The 18,914-nt window shown below is 39.4% G+C and carries 20 protein-coding genes; 7 read left to right on the forward strand and 13 right to left on the reverse strand.

Translation table 11 applies throughout. The annotated features are described in order from the left end of the window. Positions 1-11: 11 nt before the first annotated feature. The 7 genes from AC07WY_RS20850 to AC07WY_RS20880 form a co-directional block, all read right to left on the reverse strand. The gene (locus AC07WY_RS20850) at positions 12-566 is read right to left on the reverse strand and encodes a DNA-3-methyladenine glycosylase I (protein ID WP_004818255.1); all 555 of its coding nucleotides are present in this window, start codon (positions 564-566) and stop codon (positions 12-14) included. A 42-nt stretch (positions 567-608) separates the two neighbouring features. After that, on the reverse strand, positions 609-854 hold the full coding sequence (locus AC07WY_RS20855; RefSeq protein ID WP_419335747.1) for a hypothetical protein: 246 nt from the start codon (positions 852-854) through the stop codon (positions 609-611). Positions 855-884: 30 nt separating this feature from the next. After that, positions 885-1,433, reverse strand: a complete 549-nt coding sequence (locus AC07WY_RS20860; RefSeq protein WP_419335746.1) for a M23 family metallopeptidase — start codon at positions 1,431-1,433, stop codon at positions 885-887. A 76-nt stretch (positions 1,434-1,509) separates the two neighbouring features. Beyond that, positions 1,510-2,544, reverse strand: coding sequence for an A/G-specific adenine glycosylase (mutY, locus tag AC07WY_RS20865; RefSeq protein WP_494737034.1), 1,035 nt, complete (start codon positions 2,542-2,544; stop codon positions 1,510-1,512). Positions 2,545-2,679: 135 nt separating this feature from the next. After that, entirely contained in the window at positions 2,680-3,048 is a 369-nt protein-coding gene (locus AC07WY_RS20870; RefSeq protein WP_004718818.1) for an HIT family protein, read from the reverse strand. Positions 3,049-3,111: 63 nt separating this feature from the next. Next, positions 3,112-3,849, reverse strand: coding sequence for a dienelactone hydrolase family protein (locus AC07WY_RS20875; protein WP_270383184.1), 738 nt, complete (start codon positions 3,847-3,849; stop codon positions 3,112-3,114). Positions 3,850-4,032: 183 nt separating this feature from the next. Beyond that, positions 4,033-4,191, reverse strand: a complete 159-nt coding sequence (locus AC07WY_RS20880) for a DUF1328 domain-containing protein (protein ID WP_004718815.1) — start codon at positions 4,189-4,191, stop codon at positions 4,033-4,035. A 189-nt stretch (positions 4,192-4,380) separates the two neighbouring features. Here AC07WY_RS20880 and AC07WY_RS20885 point away from each other — a divergent pair, with 189 nt between their 5' ends. The 4 genes from AC07WY_RS20885 to AC07WY_RS20900 all read left to right on the forward strand — a co-directional run bounded on the left by AC07WY_RS20885 (position 4,381) and on the right by AC07WY_RS20900 (position 9,683). Next, positions 4,381-4,833: a YcgN family cysteine cluster protein gene (locus AC07WY_RS20885; RefSeq protein WP_034614705.1), complete on the forward strand. Its 453-nt coding sequence runs from the start codon at positions 4,381-4,383 to the stop codon at positions 4,831-4,833. Between the two features lie 82 nt (positions 4,834-4,915). Beyond that, positions 4,916-5,845 (forward strand): alpha/beta hydrolase, encoded by a 930-nt coding sequence (locus tag AC07WY_RS20890; RefSeq protein WP_262084778.1) that lies wholly within the window; start codon positions 4,916-4,918, stop codon positions 5,843-5,845. 70 nt (positions 5,846-5,915) lie between these two features. After that, complete coding sequence (locus tag AC07WY_RS20895; protein ID WP_004718810.1) at positions 5,916-7,190, forward strand: replication-associated recombination protein A; 1,275 nt, start codon at positions 5,916-5,918, stop codon at positions 7,188-7,190. A gap of 144 nt (positions 7,191-7,334) precedes the next feature. After that, positions 7,335-9,683, forward strand: a complete 2,349-nt coding sequence (locus tag AC07WY_RS20900; protein WP_262084779.1) for a glycerophosphodiester phosphodiesterase family protein — start codon at positions 7,335-7,337, stop codon at positions 9,681-9,683. 1 nt (position 9,684) lies between these two features. Here the strand turns inward: AC07WY_RS20900 and AC07WY_RS20905 are convergent, their stop codons facing one another. The 3 genes from AC07WY_RS20905 to AC07WY_RS20915 all read right to left on the reverse strand — a co-directional run bounded on the left by AC07WY_RS20905 (position 9,685) and on the right by AC07WY_RS20915 (position 13,533). Further along, entirely contained in the window at positions 9,685-10,218 is a 534-nt protein-coding gene (locus tag AC07WY_RS20905) for a hypothetical protein (RefSeq protein WP_262084780.1), read from the reverse strand. A gap of 296 nt (positions 10,219-10,514) precedes the next feature. Further along, positions 10,515-12,917 (reverse strand): TonB-dependent receptor plug domain-containing protein, encoded by a 2,403-nt coding sequence (locus AC07WY_RS20910; RefSeq protein ID WP_494737035.1) that lies wholly within the window; start codon positions 12,915-12,917, stop codon positions 10,515-10,517. A 427-nt stretch (positions 12,918-13,344) separates the two neighbouring features. Then, positions 13,345-13,533 (reverse strand): heavy-metal-associated domain-containing protein, encoded by a 189-nt coding sequence (locus tag AC07WY_RS20915; protein WP_004818287.1) that lies wholly within the window; start codon positions 13,531-13,533, stop codon positions 13,345-13,347. Between the two features lie 237 nt (positions 13,534-13,770). Here AC07WY_RS20915 and AC07WY_RS20920 point away from each other — a divergent pair, with 237 nt between their 5' ends. After that, on the forward strand, positions 13,771-14,331 hold the full coding sequence (locus AC07WY_RS20920) for a DUF4303 domain-containing protein (RefSeq protein ID WP_262084782.1): 561 nt from the start codon (positions 13,771-13,773) through the stop codon (positions 14,329-14,331). A 51-nt stretch (positions 14,332-14,382) separates the two neighbouring features. On the opposite strand, the gene purC is transcribed toward AC07WY_RS20920, so the two are convergent. From purC to dapA, 3 genes are read right to left on the reverse strand one after another with little or no spacing between them, the layout of a single operon-like run. Continuing rightward, complete coding sequence (gene purC / locus AC07WY_RS20925; protein WP_004818291.1) at positions 14,383-15,102, reverse strand: phosphoribosylaminoimidazolesuccinocarboxamide synthase; 720 nt, start codon at positions 15,100-15,102, stop codon at positions 14,383-14,385. Between the two features lie 37 nt (positions 15,103-15,139). Next, positions 15,140-15,748 (reverse strand): lipoprotein-34 precursor (NlpB), encoded by a 609-nt coding sequence (locus AC07WY_RS20930; RefSeq protein ID WP_034614727.1) that lies wholly within the window; start codon positions 15,746-15,748, stop codon positions 15,140-15,142. A 15-nt stretch (positions 15,749-15,763) separates the two neighbouring features. Then, positions 15,764-16,660, reverse strand: a complete 897-nt coding sequence (gene dapA, locus AC07WY_RS20935) for a 4-hydroxy-tetrahydrodipicolinate synthase (RefSeq protein ID WP_004718795.1) — start codon at positions 16,658-16,660, stop codon at positions 15,764-15,766. A 484-nt stretch (positions 16,661-17,144) separates the two neighbouring features. On the opposite strand from dapA, the gene pncA reads away from it, so the two are divergent. Both pncA and AC07WY_RS20945 read left to right on the forward strand, forming a co-directional pair. Further along, complete coding sequence (gene pncA / locus AC07WY_RS20940) at positions 17,145-17,780, forward strand: bifunctional nicotinamidase/pyrazinamidase (protein WP_262084784.1); 636 nt, start codon at positions 17,145-17,147, stop codon at positions 17,778-17,780. Positions 17,781-17,873: 93 nt separating this feature from the next. Next, positions 17,874-18,824, forward strand: a complete 951-nt coding sequence (locus AC07WY_RS20945) for a bile acid:sodium symporter family protein (RefSeq protein WP_494737036.1) — start codon at positions 17,874-17,876, stop codon at positions 18,822-18,824. The last annotated feature ends 90 nt before the right edge of the window (positions 18,825-18,914 follow it).

Consider the following 18,914-nt stretch of genomic DNA (forward strand, 5'->3'; position numbering starts at 1 on the left):
CAGTTAAACTTTTAGCGGGATATACAATCATTTTCATGGTCATTGACCATACCCACTGCTTGCATAAAGGCATAGCAAGTGGTTGGACCAACAAATTTAAAACCATTCTTTTTTAACGCTTTGGAAAGCTTTTGACTGGTTTCGGTTTGTGCAGGCGCTAATTTATAATCAGGGACATCATTGAGTTGTACTTGCTGGTCGACGAAATCCCATAACCAGTTCACCATATCAATCTCTTGAGCTTTCATGTTTTGCCATGCAATGGCATTGTCACGAATTGCCGTTAATTTCCCAATATGGCGAATCAGCCCAGCATCCTGACATTTTAGGGCAAGCTCTTGTTCAGTAAAATTGGCGATAGTTTGAATCGGATGGTTAAAAAATTGGGCGCGGTAGCTTTCACGCTTTTTTAAAACAGTAATCCAAGATAAACCTGCTTGTTGCCCCTCTAGGCAAAGCATTTCAAATAAATGCTGTTCATCTCGATTGGATTTACCCCACTCTTGATCATGATATTCAATATAAAGAGGATCATCTGAACACCAACCACAGCGTTTATTTGTCATAAAAGATCTACCATTGTTCTGATTGATTTAAGTTTTAATTGTCTAAAGTTTAAATTCGACCCATTGATCTTGTTTGTTGTCCCAATAGGAAAGTTGCGCATTTTGTAAATCTTTAAAACTTACCCAAATATCTTTACCCGCTTTGTCTGCAAAGCCAGTACTGATCATTAATGCTTCATCGGTGATTTCCATAATCCAGCCTTGATGATTTTGTCCATTGAGGGCAATTTTTTGTTGATTGCCTGATTCTGCAAATTCAACTAAACGCTCAAGCAATGCTTCTGACATGGAATATTCCTAAATTGATTCAATCTAAAATTAACGTAAATAAGGGTAGGGGTTAACTGCACCTTGGCCTTTACCCCTTAAGTATAGTCCATAGTGCAAATGCGGTGCAGTATGTCGTGCATTTCCCGTATTGCCCACATAGCCGATTAATTGACCTTTTTTAACGTAATCACCTTCTTTTAGACCACGTTTGTGATCGTTTAGATGAGCATAATAGTGATAAACCCCACCTGGTCCGATGAGCCAAATCACTTTACCCCCCAGATTATTGCTCTTTAAACTGGTAATCACACCTTCAGTGCTACTATAAACTTTGGTTCCACGTGAAGCCATGATGTCAATTCCTTCATGTGCTCGCCCAGCACTACGAGATGCACCCCAAGTATCTGTGAGGTTTTGTGGTTTTACTCCATCTACAGGAATTGCCAATCGGGTTGGCATTGACATTGCTTTTAGGCGGTTAATTTGAGCTTGTGGAAGCTGAGGCTTAGATGAGCTTGGCTTTTTAGGTGCAGTGGTACATGCAGTTAAAATAATGGCAAGCAAGGCCATCAAGCAATATTGGATGCTACGTGACACGAGAAATCCTTTTTTTCAAGTTTCAAAAGGGCAAATTAAAATTGAAATATGCTTCGAATACCCGTGTCTGACTATGTCATATTTTTACTGCTGAGATCAATTTTTTCATGGCTGTAGGGATGCCCATTTGTGTAGCTTTTTGTGGTGTTAACCATTCGCCCCCAAGTTCAGCCTGAAGGTATTCTTTTTGGTCTGATTCAACTCGAATAATATGCGCATTTAAAATCCATGTGAAATGGGTAAAGCTATGCGAGATTTGGACAGGTTCAACAGTTGAAGTAAGTTTTAGACTTTGACAAAGCTGTTGAAACGCGAGCTCATTTTCAAAAATCGGTAAACTCCATAAGCCTCCCCATAAACCACTGTTGGGACGCTGTTCCCATAACCATTGTTGATCTGACTCAATTAATAACACAGTGCCAGTTCTAACAGGAACAGGCTTTTTAGCTTTCTTATAAGGCAGTTCAGTTTCTAGCCCTTGTTGATGGGCTTGGCAATGTTGTTGCATAGGGCAGTATAAGCAGAGTGGCTTTTTGGGTGTACAAATGGTTGCGCCCAAATCCATAATTGCTTGGGTATAGTCGTGGTTGCGTTCAGTTGGGCATAAGCTTTCCGCCAGTTGCCACATGGCTCGTTCATGGATGGGTTTACTCAGGTCATCTTCAATGGCAAAGAAACGGGCCAAAACACGTTTTACATTGCCATCCATAATGACGCCATATTGGCGTAAGCCAAGCGACATCAGTGCGCCACCAGTAGAGCGACCAATACCTGAAAGTTCCACCCATTGTTCTAAGCTTTGTGGAAAATGCCCTTGCTGGCTGACCACGCCTGCTGCTTTATGCAAATTGCGTGCACGGGCGTAGTAGCCTAATCCTGCCCAATACGGGGCAACATCATCCCATGAGGCTTTACCCAAATCATCGACAGTTGGAAAGCGTTGGATAAATTTATCAAAATATTGCAGTACAGTTTTGACTTGTGTTTGTTGCAACATAATCTCAGACACCCAAACTTTGTATGGATCATCAGCCACTTGCCACGGTAAATCATGGCGCCCGTGTTGATCAAACCAAGTCAATAGCGCATCTGAAAAGGAAAATTGCGACATAACAATCTAGCGTAAAAATTGGATGCTCAGTATAACCAAGATAAATTTATTGCGGAAAATTATCTTAAACTTGAGCAGTAATCTACATAAAAAAAGACGCCAAAGCGTCTTTTCAAATGCGTTTATAGCCACAACTTAGTTTTCGTTGATGATACCCCAACGCTTATCCAGTTTAAGCGGTTCGTTTTTATAACGTGGGATAATGTGAATATGGAAATGTTCACTTTGGTCTTCACCAAACACATGACCATCATTAAAAGCGATATGGAAACCTTCAGGTTGATGGCGAATCTTAAGCTCGTTACGTGCCAGTTCCAATAAAGAGGAAAGGCTTTTACGTTCTTTCTCTGAAACCTCAAAAAAAGAAGCAATATGGCGCAAAGGAATAATCACTGAATGACCTTTAGACAAAGGGTTATGTTCAGGCAAAATTGCACCAAATTCATTTTTATCAATGATATCAAATTCTTCAAAGTCACAATAAGGACATACTTTTTCAGTCATTTCTAATCCCTCGTTTTGTTGTCTTAATCGACGTAGAACGTATTTTAATTAAGCCAGAGTAGGTTAAGCTAAGGTACGATCTAATAAATCATACATTGCTGCTAATCCGGCTTTTTCTGCTTCGGCGTTATAACCTAGATCTACACCATTGGCTTTTGCTTTTTCATCTGCTTGTGGGTTACTAAAGCCATGTTTAGCATCTTTCAGGATGATCACTTCATATTTTACCTGAGCATGCTGCATTTCTTGTTTAAACGATTCGACATCTGCCAAAGACACCATGCTGTCTTTTTCACCATGTAGCACTAACACTTGCGCTTTAAATTTTTCTGCTTCCGCTGCTTTTTGCGCAGATAAATTTGCATGGAAAGTAATCGCAGCTTTTAAGTCAGCACCTGAGCGTGCCAAATCTAATATCACTTTACCACCATAACAGAATCCAATCGCAGCCAAACGCGTTGCATCGACTTCTGGTTGTGCTGCTAAAGCAGCCAAAGCCGCAGCTGAACGCTCAACAATGGTCTGCTCATGTTGGAAGGTTTGCATCATCCACTCATGGGCTTGAGTCGCAACAGCCGTGGTTTTTTTATCACCATACATATCAATTGCCAGCGCAGCAAAACCATGTTGTGCCAACTCTCGAGCACGTTGTTCAGAATACTCATTTCGGCCCCACCATTCTGGACCAACAATCACACCTGCAACTGGTTGTGCGGATTCAGGCGCAGCAAAATAACCGATTAAAGTTGTTCCATCTTTTGCTTGGTATTGAATTTCACGAGTTTTGATTGCAAGAGTCATCTGTTAATCCTTGTGTATCGGCGAGAATGAGATTGATTAAAGCATAAATATATAAGATTCAAATGACTAAATTTCGAATATTTACAATAGAAATGTGAAAATTTATGAATGAAAAAGGTCGTTTTCAAATGAAAAAGAGAAGAACCAAGGTTCTTCTCTTTCATGAAAATTGATCAGGAAAAGCTAAACTTTTCCTCTCGAAATAAAACCAACAATCGCGAGGATTACCGCGACAACAAGAAGAATGACTGCGAAGTCTTTAGACATTCCCGCAACACCACCAAAACCAAATAAACTTGCGATTAAGGCGATCACAGCGAAAATAATTGCCCAACGAAACATAAGATTCATCTCCATATTTTTGTTATGTATTTTCAGTATAGGCAGAAAAATCTAAGGGACTTGTGAAGTTGTGTTTAAAAAGTGTGATTAATAAAGCAATATGTAAAGGTTTGTTCTGTTTTAAATTTTCTAATTTCTGCTTATATACTGATATAATTATTTCGCCTTAAATGACTTTAATGTTATGCCATGACCTTTGAGATCCGCCCCCAGTTTTGGAAGAATTATACACTGTCTGAGTTAAATCCGACAGAGTGGGAAGCGTTGTGCGATGGTTGTGGGTTGTGCTGTTTGGTGAAATTAGAAGATGATGACACACATGAAATAGCCTATACCAAAGTGTCTTGTAAACTCCTCGATTGTGAAACAGCACAATGTTCTGACTATCCTAATCGTTTAGATTATGTACCCGACTGTATTCAATTAAGCCCTGAAAAATTAGCCAATATTCATTGGTTGCCTTCAAGTTGTGCTTATCGTCGGGTGAATGAAGGTAAAAATTTACCGGCATGGCACTATCTGATCACAGGCTCAAGAAGCAATGTGATTAAAGCCAGAAAATCTGCTGCTGGGCGTTGTATCTCAGAAACAGAAGTCAATGAAGAAGACATTGATGAATACATTGTAAGATGGGTGCGGTAAATCATTTGAATCAATTATGAATTGATAATCATTATCAAATAGTAATATGATAGGCAAACTCTTCAGTTTGATGTGTTTTAAAATGTTTGCTTTATCTTGGTTATTCAAAAAAAGTGCATTCTGTGTATGTGCAATCAGCCTGAGTTTCGGTATTCACTCCAATGTTTATGCAAAACCAGATTTGCAAGCTTTAGGGCCAAATATTGCGGAGCAAGGCTCCAGTTATTATCAATTTCAAGTAAAAAATTTTCAATCCGCAGATCAACAACGGCATTATAAAGTTTGGGTCGGTATCCCTAAACATATCAATAAAAATAAGATCTTACCTGCTGTTTATATGTTAGATGGCAACTCTGCTATGGCGCGTTTAGATGAGTCACTGTTAAAAAAACTATCCGAACAAGACAGCCCCGTGTTGGTGGCTATAGGCTATCAAACCCAGTTACCGTTTGAGTCCGCTTCACGGTCTGTAGACTACACACCTGCTGATGAATCTGGAAAAGTGGCGGCTGACCCACGCAATCCTGAACGTATGGCAGGCGGAAGTGCACAATTTAGACGGGTGCTGTTTGAAAAAATTATGCCGTGGGTCAATACGCAAGTAAAACTGGATAAGCAACGTACCGCATTGTGGGGACATTCTTATGGTGGTTTATTTGTTTTAGATACCCTTTTAAATAGTCAAAGTACAGATAATAAGTTTTCACACTATTTTTCAGCCAGTCCATCTCTCACATGGGCAGATTCTCGATTACTCAAAGCCGTTGAAAAAGCCCCGCCTGAGCAACTAAAACACAAAAAATTATGGGTGATGGAGGGTGACATCATTCAGTCGACAACTAGACCAATCAGCCCAAATGCAGATCGGGATATGATTCAAAATAACCGTCAATTGGTTTTAGATTTGGCCAGTAAAGGCGTAGATGGCAAATTAATGCTTTATCCACATCTTAGTCATGGTCAAGTATTTCAGGCCTCATTAATGGATGTTTTGCAGAATCGATTATTTTAAAGCTGAAAGTGCAATATTGATGATTTTCCATAGTAGACTAAGGACAGCATTCATCAATTAAAAAAGCAGTATGTCAGACACTCAAATTCCGCTTCCAGAACGTTTACGTCCACGTGATTTGTCTGAAATTATTGGGCAAGATCATTTACTCGGTGTTGCAGCACCACTCCGTCAAATGATTGATCAAGGGCATTTACCCTCGATTATTTTTTGGGGGCCGCCTGGTGTTGGGAAAACCACCATCGCATTGTTATTGGCTCAAGCAGTCGATCGTACATTTATTAGCTTATCTGCCTTAAATACAGGGGTAAAAGAGCTCCGTGAGGTGATTGCTGACAGTGGTGATTTATTAACACCGGTGGTGTTTATTGATGAAATTCATCGTTTTAATAAGTCGCAACAAGATGCCTTATTGAATGCGGTTGAAAAAGGCAAAATTACCCTGATCGGTGCGACCACTGAAAACCCTTCATTTGAAGTCAACAGTGCTTTGCTGTCTCGTTGTCAGGTATATACCTTAAATGGATTAAGTAATGAGGCGATTCAAGAACTCATTTTACGCGCGATTCAACAAGATAAATTTTTAAAAGACCGCCATATCCAGATTGAAGAATTTGATGCATTGGTTCAATTTGCTGCGGGTGATGCACGTAAGGCACTTAATTTAATCGATTTAATTGCCAGTACCTTTGAGTCCGATATTGAAAATATTGTGACCAATGCGATCGTGGTCAAAGTTGCGCAACAGAACATTGCACGCTATGACAAGTCAGGTGAGCAGCATTATGATCTTGTGTCTGCGTTTATTAAATCTATACGAGGTAGTGATCCTGATGCAACGTTGTATTGGATGGCACGTATGCTTAAAGGTGGTGAAGATCCGGTTTTTATCGCTCGTCGTATGTTGATCGCTGCTTCAGAAGATATTGGTAACTCAAATCCAAATGCCTTGCTTTTAGCGGGCGAATGTTTCCGCTCGGTTCAAGCGATAGGCATGCCTGAGTGTCGAATTATTTTAGGCCAATGCGCAGTTTATCTGGCAACCAGCGCAAAGAGTAACAGCACTTATTTGGCGATCAATAAAGCCTTAGAACTTGCAGAAAAAACGTCCAACCTACCTGTGCCACTCCATTTACGTAATGCACCGACCAAGCTTATGAAACAACAAGGCTATGGTGTGGATTATCTTTATCCTCATAACTACCCTGAAAATTTTGTGCTACAGGAATATTTACCACCTGAATTGAAAGGCACAAAATTATATGAGTCTGCTCGTAATAAGCGTGAAGTTGAAGGTGAGCGTTTACAGCAACGTCGTTGGCAACAAGAACAGCAGCAACAGTAGTTGTGAAGTTTATTTGCTTAGGCATCTTTTAAATAGATGTTCTATTTTATATAAAGGTTTAAAATATCGGCAAAATTTAAATTAGGCTGACATCATTTTAGAAATATGCTTGAGCAAAGTGCTTCTAAATTGTTTAGAAATTTTATGAAATTATCCGTTTTATCTTTTGCTGTTTTAATTTCTTTGCCGATGTTGAGCCATGCTGAACTAGCAAGTAAAATTTCGACCCAAAATCAGCCTAAATTTGCCGCGCAGCCGCTTAAAACACTTTATCAACAAAGTTTTGTTCAGCAAAAAACAATTCCTCAAGGTTGGCGTATTCCTGGCAACAATGCCGGCAACGTCTATGTTGAAAATGGAATACTTCATATTGATGGTCGAGCAAATTCAGTCAGTCCGACCTCAATTTTATTACCACAAAATCTTGAAAAACAACAAAACTATCGCATTGATCTCGAATTTACTTTAGACCAAGCTGTCAATAACTCGCGTTGGGGCAGTGTGATTTATGATGTCACAGAAACTCAGGGGGTGATTCCAAGCAGTTATTATCAATTTACCCTCAGAACAGACACCACTGCAAAAAATGGTACGGAGTTTGGTCGGCATAAAAGTAACGGGCAATGGGAGGTCTCTGAAACGAAAGCATTTTCGGAGAACATCAAAGCAAATCAATGGTATAAAGCCAGCATTGTGGTGTCTGGACAACGGGTACAGCATTATTTAAATCATCAGTTGATGCAAGATGTAGAACTTGACCAAGGATCTGCCAAAGGCGGTATCGGGCTTTCAGCAACAGGCCTTGTCTTAAAAGTTAAAAATATTCAAGTCTCTGAACAAACCAGTGCATTGCCAGACTTAGCCAATAAAGTCACCCAAGTGCAAGAAATTCAAACTAATGTCGCTTTGGCCCCGACGCTGATTCAAAAAGTTAAAACTACCAGCAGTCCATTAAATTCAACCAATCAGTTATATTATCAATTAGATGCCAATTTAAACTTGCTCGATCAGACAGGGCAGGTAGTTGAAACATTACAACAATATTTATCCAATCCACAGCGCAATACCATCCCTGTTTTAGAAATCAAAGATCCCAAAAGCATTGAAGCCTTAAAATTACTCTCTAAATCTCACGATATGAGCGATATTACTGTATTGTCCAAAAGTGATGATTTACTCAAGTCTGCGCATCAAATTGTACCTACGCTTCGAACAGCATTAGATTTAAGTCGCGAAAATTTAAAGGAGAGTCATGTAGGTCTTTCTGAAATTATGCGTCGTACTAATCAGGCTTATGCACGCATCGTGGTTCTTCCGCATCGCCTTGCCAACAAATCGAGTGTCAGCTTTATTCAACGTCATTTAATGACAGTGTGGGTTGATACACCAGCACATGATCCACAGGATGTCGCCAGTATTTTGACTTCAGGTGTGAATGGGATTATTACAACGCAAAGTACGCTATTTGCCAGTGTTTTAAAGCAGTTTCCAAAAAATACACTATTGCGTAAACCCTTTATTATTGGGCATCGTGGTGTACCCAGTTTAGAAGATGAAAATACCTTAGAAAGTGCAAAACATGCAGTTGCTTTGGGAGCAGATATTGTTGAAAACGATATTTATTTAACCAAAGACCAGCATCTTGTGGTGATGCATGATGCAACAGTGGATCGCACTACGCGTTCAACAGGTAAAATTGAAGAAATGAGCCTTGCGCAGGTTCAGCAATTAAAATCTAAAAACAAAGCTTATCCAATACCGACCCTTGCAGAATATTTCACTACATTTAAGCACAATCCAAACTTTGTATTGATGATCGAAATGAAAAGTGCCAATCCAGCATTGGTTGCAAAAATGCAGGATGAAATTAAAAAGTACCAAGTTGAAAATCAAGTCGTCACGACCTCATTTAATGCAGATCAAGTTGCGCGTGCACAGTCACAATTGTCTGAGATACCACGAGGGTTATTGGTTGGAAGCATGCCCAATAGCCGCAATACTTTAATTGCCGCCAAACAAATCAATGCCGATGTTCAGAAATATAATTCAACGTATAACCCAGCTTATCGTGCTGATTTGATCAATCTTTTAGAAACGACCAAGCACCGTGGAATCAGTTTTTGGCCTTGGGCATTGAATGATGAAACATTTAAAAAACTATATATTGCAGGGACCTACGGGATAACCACCAATTCTGCGCAACTTTATGCGAAATACATCGTTGATATTCAAGCACCCAAGAATGTCAAAGTAAAAGCTGAACAGCCAGTATTACTCAATGCGCAATTGGTTCAGCAAGATGGGGCGAAACTCAATCAGCAACTCAGTAATTTTGTCGTTTTATCAGGTTCTGCAAAACATGAGATTAAAAATGGTCAGTTGAGTTTCTCTGAAAAGGGCACTGCATATGTTTTGGCTGGTTATAAATATCAGATTGATGCACAAAACTTCTATCAAATCTTTTCAGCCCCTATAAAGGTCATCATTCAATAGCTTATTTTATGGCATCTGTTTGAAATGGGAGTTTTACATCTTTGGGGAAATTCGGAAAAAGTGTAAACAGCATCTGAGGAGTATTCTTTAGTCCTGCACCGTCCAGATAGGTCCATTGACGTGATTGTAGTGAACGAATGGCGACCATAAATGAGGGCGATGCTGCTTGAATTTGACCCGCAACTTTCATGGTGATGGTTTTGGGTACAAAGCAAATTTCTTCATGATCTACGATATAGCTATAAAGTGGTGGCTTTGATTGTACATTGACAATTTCTACCTGTGATTTGGCAAGCAGATTTTGAGCGTATTTGAGCAACTGCTGATAAGCTTCTGCACCACCAACATAATTGATTAGAGATGGATGGGTTTTTTGTTGCATAAATGAATAATCATTTTTCTTTAAATCTTGTCCTAATTGATCTAAGTCAGGCGCAATAATTTTAGGATAATCTTGCTGACAGCTTAACTCTTCCGCCTGTGCAGGATTTAAAATGATCAAGAATAAAATGACAGCATAAATTGTTTTTATCATGTTGGATTAAATCTGAATATCGTTTGTTTTGAGTATATAAGTTTCTTAAAAAAAGTTCATCAGCAATTCAAGCTTACCGATACTCGCTGATCCAACAGGAGATTTTATAACTTGCCTCTTCTCATCTCTGAAAAGTTAGGTAGCGTCTACGCAAATTGATTTAATTAAAATTATGAATGAAGAAAATTATATTCTAGTGTATGTGTTTCTGAACAGGTTGGGGATATACCCAATAACGATAAGCATAAAAACCGAGTCATTCAACTCGGTTTGAAGCCCTTGGTTAACTTTAACCTCTACCACTTATAATTAATTTTGCCGTAATAGAACGCACCATTAAAGCCAAACGGTGAGAACTGGCTGTATTGCAAACTTCCGCCTGTAGGTTTGTTGATGTCATAAACATCTTTATCAGGATAAACATTGGTAATGTTGTCTCCCCCAACAGTAAATTTCCAATTGTTTAATTGGTATGTTAGTGCTAAATCCAACAGCCATTTTGCAGAAAATTTCTGATCACTGGCAGCACCTGAGTTACTGTAAGTTTCGAAGCTTCCATAACGTGTGATATTGGTATTGATACCAAAATTTCCAATTTTATAATCATTGGCTAAACTGAATTTATGTTCAGGTGTGCTTCCTGCCAATAGACCATATTGTTCACGACGGTCTAAACGGGTGAGGTTGACACCCAAGGCATTTAAAATCTCAGGGTTTTTATCGACATCGGTGACTTTATTGCGATTAAAATTATATGCTAAAGATGTGGTTAACTCGCCATAAGGCAGGTTTTGCCATTGGTAATTGGCAACTAAATCTACACCACGAGTGCGGGTATTACTGGCATTATTAAAGAAACGCACCGTGCTGAAATTGGTATCGGTAATCCCTTTAGACACCAAATAAGCGCGAACAGCGGGGCTGCTGGCATTGATATTTGAAGATAAGCTAATGCGGTCATCAATATCAATTTGGTAGGCATCCAAAGTTACATATAGGTTTTTAGTTGGGGTAAGTACCAAGCCAAGGCTATAATTCTTTGATTTTTCAGCTTTTAAGTCTTCTGCGCCGAGCAATTGTGCAACTTGTGAAGAACTTGGAAATGTTCCAGCCTCAACAAACTGTCCATTGACCAATTGCGAAGAGGTTTGAGTGAAATATTGTTGTGCTAGACTCGGTGCTCGAAAGCCTGTAGAAACTGAGCCACGTACCGCAACTTGAGGTAAAAGCTTATAACGTAATGAAAGAGATGCATTATTGGTGTCCCCAAAGTCATCATATTTCTCATAACGATAGGCTGTAGATGCTGAAAGTTTTTGAGTAATATCTGTTTCTAAATCGAGATATCCTGCATAACTGTCACGTGTCCATTTCCCAGCATCTGCTTGGCGAAAGCCTGATAAACCTGAAGAGCCGCTTTTATAATAAGAGGCAGGATTGCCTGCTTTGATTTGATATTGTTGATTTAAATATTGAGCACCAAACGCGACATTTAATGGACTTGCAAAAGCAGGGATCTCAAATTCTTTTGACAAATCAATATTATAAACAGCTTGGGTATTCTTTAACTGTCCATTATGGAATGAATTTGGTGTTGAACCTGTATCTTTGTATAGATCGACATTGATGGTTTTTGTATTTACATCATATTGGTTTAAGCCATAATTGGCTGAAACATCATAGCGCCAGTCTGCGACTTCCCCACGTAAGCCTGCAACAGCACTAAAGTCATCTAATTGACCGCGAATCAGTGGTAAATAACCATTTGGAAATAATGCAGGCACATTGTTCGAGGCATTACTCAAACGATAGAATCCAGCAGTTTCTGCATTACGATGGCTATAGGTTGAAAAGCCATATAATTCAACAGTATCACTGAGGTCAAAACCAGCATTAACAGAAGCTTTTACCTCATCTGATTTTGGATCACCAAAACGAAAAGTTCTTTGTCCGTATGTAGTGGCGTTTGGATCACGAAGGTCTAAACCTGCGCGATTGGTTGCTTCATTGTCCTGCCATTCACCAGAAAAAATGGCATAACCATAATTGCCCAGTTGAGTACCGCCTGAGACATAGGATTGTTTTTGTTCACCATCACCTTTGTTATAAATACCGTAGCGAATACCTGCATCACCTGTTTTAGGATCAGATTTTAAGATAATGTTGACGACACCAGCAATTGCATCTGAACCATAGCGAGCAGACGCACCTTCTCTAAGTACTTCTATACGGCTGATGGCAGAAATTGGAATGGCATTTAAATCGGTCGGTGCCGAACCGCGTCCAATGGTGCCCCCAAGGTTAATAAATGCCCCTGTATGGCGACGTTTGCCATTCACTAAAACCAAAACTTGATCAGGAGAAAGCCCTTTTAGTTGTACTGGGCGAACGAGTTCTGTTCCATCGACAACGGTTGGACGAGGAAAGTTAATCGAGGGGATAATTTTAGCCAGCGCCGTACCTAACTCACTTGAACCTGTACGTTCTGTCAATTCCGCTGCACTAATCACATCAATCGGTTGTAAGGAATCTGTTTTAGAACGTTTTAGCGAACGTGTACCTGTGACAACAATGGTATCAAGTGTTTTAACTTCTTGGGTGGCTGGAATCTGTTCCGCAGCGTATGCATGTGGATACAGAAATGTAAAAACTAAGCTGGCGGTCAGGCTTAATGAATATCGTTTTGATAATGTACGCATAACTCTATTTTGTAGCTCTTTTTGTAACGGTTTGTTGTGATCATAGTGAGCTTGAGATTATTTAGAAAACAACTTTTAAAAATATAAATAGAATAAAATCTGCAAAGTGTATGGTTATTTAAAGTGTTCTCAGTTTAGAAATCTAGATTTTATCATGCGATGTTTTATGGAAATTTTGATACACAATCTTTTGAAATTATTGATAAAGCGTATGATTTTGAATGGCTCAGTGATGAGGTGATGATATTGAATCAAGTTGATGAAATATAGTGATGATCAACAATTTACATCAGCTAAAGGCTAGGTTTGATCAATGCTATACAGATATATAACTGTGATGACAGAGCCCAGTTTGATCAGTTTATATTTGCTTTAATGCAAAAGGGCTACCTTAAATTGATAGCCCTTTTCACTTTATCCAATCAACTTAGCGTGGAGGAAAGCCCGCTTCTGATAAAGCATCAACCACTTGTTGCTGTGTTGCTGTTGTTTCAACTTTAACACTGTGACTTGGTGGATCGGCAATCACCTTGGCATTTTCATCTACAGATTGAATTGCTTTGGTTACACCACGTGCACAACCACCACAGGTCATATTTTCAATATAAAATTCCATATCTCACCCTGCTCTAAGAAGACTTAAACTTAAGATAAACCTTACCATAATTGTAAGGTCAAGTTTTAATATTTAAAGTTTCATCGCAACGCTTTTTCAGAAATAATTTACAGTATTTTTAAGTCGTCGATTGCTCAATTTTTTACTGATGGGAAATGCCAACATAGGCGAATGGTTTATATACAGAATTTATGCTTTGATAGTAAACTCTGCATTGAAATTGTGAATGATAAGAACATGATGATGAATAAAGACAATTTATATTCAGTGATTTACCAAGATATCCAAGATGCTTTCGCTGAGATTCAGCAGCTTACACAAGATCAGCATTTATGTGCTATTGGTTTGGGAATGGTTGAGGATTTCTGCGGTTTCTTTTATGTAGGATGCACATTAGAACAATTAAAAACCTTTGAAGACGTCTATGAAGCATGGTGGATTTCAGAATGGAGTTGTTCAAGTACTGCCAATAATCGTGTTCACGATGCAATCACGGCTTTGTATCAGGACTTGGGAGAGGATTATACAGATGAGCAATATAGCGAATTGCAAGCGCACTATCAAAAGACCATTATTCAAGCATTACAAGATTTAAGATTACAAGGAAAATTAAAAAACCAACAGGGTGAAGAAATTATTGTCATTATTCAATATGCAGACTCATCCGATGAAGATTTTGAGGACATCAGTTTCCCACAAATTAACCCTGAGTTTTTAGTGCCTTTATTTGAAAACCGCTTTCAGAAAAAAGCTGGTGAAAATTTATATGATTACCTATTAGAAAAATCAGCATCTTAAAATAAGAAACCGAGCTAAAAAGCTCGGTTTTTGAAGAATCAGTATCTAAAATTAGATATCTGAAAGATCTACACCAATGCGTGTAGCCACTTCTTCATAAGCTTCAACAACACCACCTAAACCTTGACGGAAACGGTCTTTGTCGAGTTTTTTCTTGGTGTCTTTATCCCATAGACGGCAACCGTCTGGAGAGAATTCGTCACCCAATACGATACGGTCATGGAACACGCCAAATTCAAGTTTAAAATCAACAAGAAGCATGTTGCCTTGAGCGAATAAGTCTTTCAGCACAACATTGACTTTTTGAGTCAATTCTTTCATTTGCGCCAATTGTTCAGCATTTGCCCAACCCAATGCAATTGCTTGAGACTCATTCACCATAGGATCGCCTAAAGCGTCATCTTTGAAGAACAATTCAAATGTTGGTGGAACAAGCTCTAAACCTTCTTCGACACCCAAACGGCGGCATAATGAACCTGCAGCATAATTACGCATTACACATTCAACAGGGATCATTTGCAATTTTTTCACTAAAACTTCAGTTGGAGAAAGAAGTTTTTCGAAGTGTGTTTCAATACCAGCTGCAGCCAGTTTTTCCATGATAAAGGCATTAAAACGGTTGTTCACCTTACCTTTACGGTCTAGTTGCTCTATTTTTTCGCCATTAAATGCAGAAGCATCGTCACGGAAAACTAGAATTAGATGATCCGCGCTATCTGTTTCATAAACAGATTTCGCTTTACCAGTATAGAGCAAGGTTTGTTTTAACATGGGGGAACCTTTTGCAAAAAAAAATTGCCTAGAACGACTAGGCTGGCCAGTTTTGGTAAATCTGGGTTAATAGTTCTGCAGCTTTTTCTTTGTCTGCAAAGCTATTATCGGCGTTAAACACAGCAAGTGTGTTACTTGAACCTACAGAATTAAGCTTCAATACATAAGTTGAATTATCGATTTTTACAGTTGCCTCATTGGCATTTTTGCTTTGGCCGATAACCTTATAATTTAAGCTACTGAGGGTCGCAAGTGCGTACTGCCAAATTGTAGCAGAATTTCCATCAATTTTGATCAGTGGATTGCCATTTCCATCAGTTAAAATTTGAGGACGACCAACACTTTCAGTTGATCCAGAAACTTCATCAGCAGGTGCACTGATTTGAGCAACATCTGGACGAGGAACTTCGTAACGGTTGCCTCGTTTATTTTCAAATTTTGGTGCATGCTGAAGTGCAAGAGGGTCAACAATAGGAGCTGGATACATTGGCGTTGCAGGTCTAACTGTTGAACCTTCAGGGTAGCTAAGTGGCTCTACAGTGGTCGTGTTTTTATAATCTAAAGAACCATTGCTGATTCCAAGGGAACTACAACCCGCCAAGCTTAAAGCTGAAATGGCAAGAGTTAAACCTAAACGTAATTGCATAATACTAAGCTCTTATTAAATGAGACCCACTGCTTTGAGTTCTTCACGCAGTGGTGCACGGTATTGTTCTGCTAGGGGAGTTAATGGTAAGCGAATGCCAGTACCAATTAATTCCATTTCATGAAGTGCCCATTTCACTGGAATTGGGTTCGATTCGCAAAATAGAATATTGTTTAATTTTGCAACTTGGTCATCCTTGCTTTTCGCTGTTGCAGCATCACCTGCAATTGCAGCGGCACAAAGTTCGCTCATGATTTTTGGTGCAATATTTGCTGTCACTGAAATATTGCCGTGGGCGCCTAACTGAATCAATTCACTCGCAGTCGCATCATCACCTGAATACACCACCATGTTTTTGCCTTTTAAGCCATCAATCAGCTCTTTACCACGGGGAACATCGCCAGTCGCATCTTTAATTCCTACGATTTGAGGAATATCTGCTAAACGAATCGCAGTGTCGTTGTGCAGATCTACACCAGTACGACCAGGCACGTTGTAAAGAATGATAGGTAAGTCAACAGCTTCAGCAACTGCCTTATAGTGTTGGAATAAACCTTCTTGCGTTGGTTTGTTATAATAAGGGGTAACTAAAAGTGCGGCATCTGCGCCGAGTTGTTTGGCTTCTTTGGTGAGTTCAATCGCTTCGTGTGTCGAGTTTGCACCAGTACCGGCAATAATTGGAATACGTTTATTGGCAACACGGATAATTTCTTTAATTACTTCTGTGTGTTCTGCCATGCTAAGAGTAGATGCTTCGCCAGTTGTACCGACAGCAACGATACTATTAGTGCCTTGTTCTATGTGCCACTCAACGAGCTTCTCGAGACCCTTCCAATCTACGCTGCCATCTTCAAACATAGGGGTGACGATTGCGACAATTGAGCCTTGAATGGTCTGTGCTTGCTGAGTCATTTTAAAAAAATATCCTATTTTTCCATCCACATGCGTTTGAGTAAACAAGGATTGGGATGGTTGCAGTATTTTGATTTGAGCGTGAAACAATCATCTTAAAGATTGCCTAATGCTTATGCAAATTATGACTGATTCAGCGTGTCAGAACAATATGCTTTAGTCAAAGCTTAGAAATTCTTTAACAAAAGCAACAAATCACTCACATTTCCAAGCAATTTTTTTTAATTTTCAGTTTTTTATCAAATTTGAAAGCGTGCAGTTTTAATCCCAATGCAGGGTAAAACCTATTTGTATTTGAAAACAATTTTCTATTGGGTAGCGGAGTCTCGCCGTTTAGAATCTAGCGAACCGTTCTAGATGATTTCTTGGTTGATTTTGATAAGACGCTCGCAAATGTACGCTGTTATATTGTATGTTGAGTCATCGAGTGTTTAAATTTTTACGATTAAAATAATAGTCATTTGGCCAATATAAGGGTAGGGAAATGTTGCAATCTGAGCGTAGCGCCTTGATCGTTGTTGATGTACAAAATGGTTTTACTTCTGGTGGAAATTTAGAAGTTGCCCATGCTGAGCAAATCATTCCTACCATCAATCAATTGGCACTACATTTTGACAATATTGTACTGACCCAAGATTGGCATCCTGAAAACCATATTTCATTTGTTGAGAATCATCCCAACCGTAAAGCTTATGATCTGATTCAGTTAGATTACGGCCCGCAAGTATTGTGGCCATCACACTGCGTACAAGGGAGTAAAGATGCTGAATTTCATCCTGATCTAAACATACCAACTGCTCAACTGATCATTCGTAAAGGTTTTCGTTCCCAAATTGACAGTTATTCAGCCTTTATGGAAGCCGATCATAAAACCACTACAGGCTTGGCGGGCTATCTTAAAGAACGCGGTATAGATACGGTGTATATCGTGGGGATTGCAACAGATTTCTGCGTCGCATGGACGGCCATGGATGCTGCCAAGTTAGGCTTTAAAGCCTTTGTGATTTCGGACGCGACCAAAGCGATTGATTTACACGGTTCTTTACAACACGCATGGCAGGAAATGCTGGCTGTCGGTGTAAAACGCATGATCTCAAAAGATATTTTCAACGCAGTATAAGCACCAAGACTTGCATCATTTGAGAAATATTACTGCTTTAAAACATCTTGCTTTAAGATAAGCCGAAATCCTCAATCTGCTTGGGTAGGGACAATGTCAGCAATTTTACGTTTTAGTCAGTTTGTACAAAAAACTTTTGCCCTGTGGGTCGTGGTCTTTGCCTTTATTGCCTTATGTTTTCCAGCAGCATTTGTCTGGATGAAAGCATATATTCCATGGGTTTTAGGGATTATCATGCTGGGGATGGGCATGACCATGACCGTGGACGAATTTAAGAATGTCTTGTCAAATCCCAAAGCAGTTGTGATCGGTGTTGTTGCACATTTTGTGGTGATGCCTAGTGTGGCATTCTTTCTCTGTAAAGTTTTTAATTTACCACCCGAAATTGCGGTAGGGGTAATCCTTGTCGGCTGTTGCCCTGGAGGGACAGCATCCAATGTCATCACCTATATGGCCAAAGGAAATACTGCTTTATCCGTCACATGTACATCTGTTTCAACGTTTTTAGCGCCTATTTTGACACCTGCAATATTCTATGTGTTAGCCAGCCAGTGGATTCCGATTGATGCGGGTTCAATGTTTATCGATATCCTTAAAGTGGTGATTTTTCCAATTATTTTGGGCGTGATTTTAAGAAGCCTATTTAAACAAAAGACTGAGCAATATATTCAAGTGATGCCTTTGATTTCTGTGGTTGCCATTGTGGTGATCGTGGCAGCAATTATTGCAGCCAGTAAGGCTTCAATTTTGCAATCGGGCTTGCTGATTTTGGGTGTGGTGATTTTACATAATGGTTTAGGCTTTTTATTAGGTTATTGGGCAAGTCGTCTATTCAACTTGTCTTATCCTGACTCCAAAGCTGTTGCGATTGAAGTGGGAATGCAAAATTCTGGTTTAGGTGTGACCTTAGCGGCAATACATTTTGCTGCATCTCCAATAACCGCAGTACCAAGTGCTATTTTTAGTTTATGGCATAATATTTCTGGGCCTGTTTTAGCCACGTATTGGGCAGCGAAAGCAGATAAAATGGCTGAAAATAAATAATAGGGTCTGTTGCCATTTCATAAATGGCTTGCGTTGTAGGTTAAAATTGAGCAGGCAAGGCATGAAACGAAGAGAATAGCGAGACTATTT

The sequence above is a fragment of the Acinetobacter sp. GW821-FHT01C12 genome (assembly GCF_059422625.1).

Excerpts from the sequence above, each read along its gene's own strand:
- AC07WY_RS20875 (WP_270383184.1), bottom strand. The coding sequence starts at position 3,849 with ATGACTCTTGCAATCAAAACTCGTGAAATTCAATACCAAGCAAAAGAT.
- pncA (WP_262084784.1), top strand. The coding sequence starts at position 17,145 with ATGTTGCAATCTGAGCGTAGCGCCTTGATCGTTGTTGATGTACAAAAT.
- AC07WY_RS20870 (WP_004718818.1), bottom strand. The coding sequence starts at position 3,048 with ATGACTGAAAAAGTATGTCCTTATTGTGACTTTGAAGAATTTGATATC.
- AC07WY_RS20905 (WP_262084780.1), bottom strand. The coding sequence starts at position 10,218 with ATGATAAAAACAATTTATGCTGTCATTTTATTCTTGATCATTTTAAAT.
- AC07WY_RS20915 (WP_004818287.1), bottom strand. The coding sequence starts at position 13,533 with ATGGAATTTTATATTGAAAATATGACCTGTGGTGGTTGTGCACGTGGT.
- mutY (WP_494737034.1), bottom strand. The coding sequence starts at position 2,544 with ATGTCGCAATTTTCCTTTTCAGATGCGCTATTGACTTGGTTTGATCAA.
- AC07WY_RS20900 (WP_262084779.1), top strand. The coding sequence starts at position 7,335 with ATGAAATTATCCGTTTTATCTTTTGCTGTTTTAATTTCTTTGCCGATG.
- AC07WY_RS20890 (WP_262084778.1), top strand. The coding sequence starts at position 4,916 with ATGTTTGCTTTATCTTGGTTATTCAAAAAAAGTGCATTCTGTGTATGT.
- AC07WY_RS20885 (WP_034614705.1), top strand. The coding sequence starts at position 4,381 with ATGACCTTTGAGATCCGCCCCCAGTTTTGGAAGAATTATACACTGTCT.
- AC07WY_RS20910 (WP_494737035.1), bottom strand. The coding sequence starts at position 12,917 with ATGCGTACATTATCAAAACGATATTCATTAAGCCTGACCGCCAGCTTA.
- purC (WP_004818291.1), bottom strand. The coding sequence starts at position 15,102 with ATGTTAAAACAAACCTTGCTCTATACTGGTAAAGCGAAATCTGTTTAT.
- dapA (WP_004718795.1), bottom strand. The coding sequence starts at position 16,660 with ATGACTCAGCAAGCACAGACCATTCAAGGCTCAATTGTCGCAATCGTC.
- AC07WY_RS20930 (WP_034614727.1), bottom strand. The coding sequence starts at position 15,748 with ATGCAATTACGTTTAGGTTTAACTCTTGCCATTTCAGCTTTAAGCTTG.
- AC07WY_RS20855 (WP_419335747.1), bottom strand. The coding sequence starts at position 854 with ATGTCAGAAGCATTGCTTGAGCGTTTAGTTGAATTTGCAGAATCAGGC.
- AC07WY_RS20945 (WP_494737036.1), top strand. The coding sequence starts at position 17,874 with ATGTCAGCAATTTTACGTTTTAGTCAGTTTGTACAAAAAACTTTTGCC.
- AC07WY_RS20895 (WP_004718810.1), top strand. The coding sequence starts at position 5,916 with ATGTCAGACACTCAAATTCCGCTTCCAGAACGTTTACGTCCACGTGAT.
- AC07WY_RS20850 (WP_004818255.1), bottom strand. The coding sequence starts at position 566 with ATGACAAATAAACGCTGTGGTTGGTGTTCAGATGATCCTCTTTATATT.
- AC07WY_RS20920 (WP_262084782.1), top strand. The coding sequence starts at position 13,771 with ATGATGATGAATAAAGACAATTTATATTCAGTGATTTACCAAGATATC.
- AC07WY_RS20880 (WP_004718815.1), bottom strand. The coding sequence starts at position 4,191 with ATGTTTCGTTGGGCAATTATTTTCGCTGTGATCGCCTTAATCGCAAGT.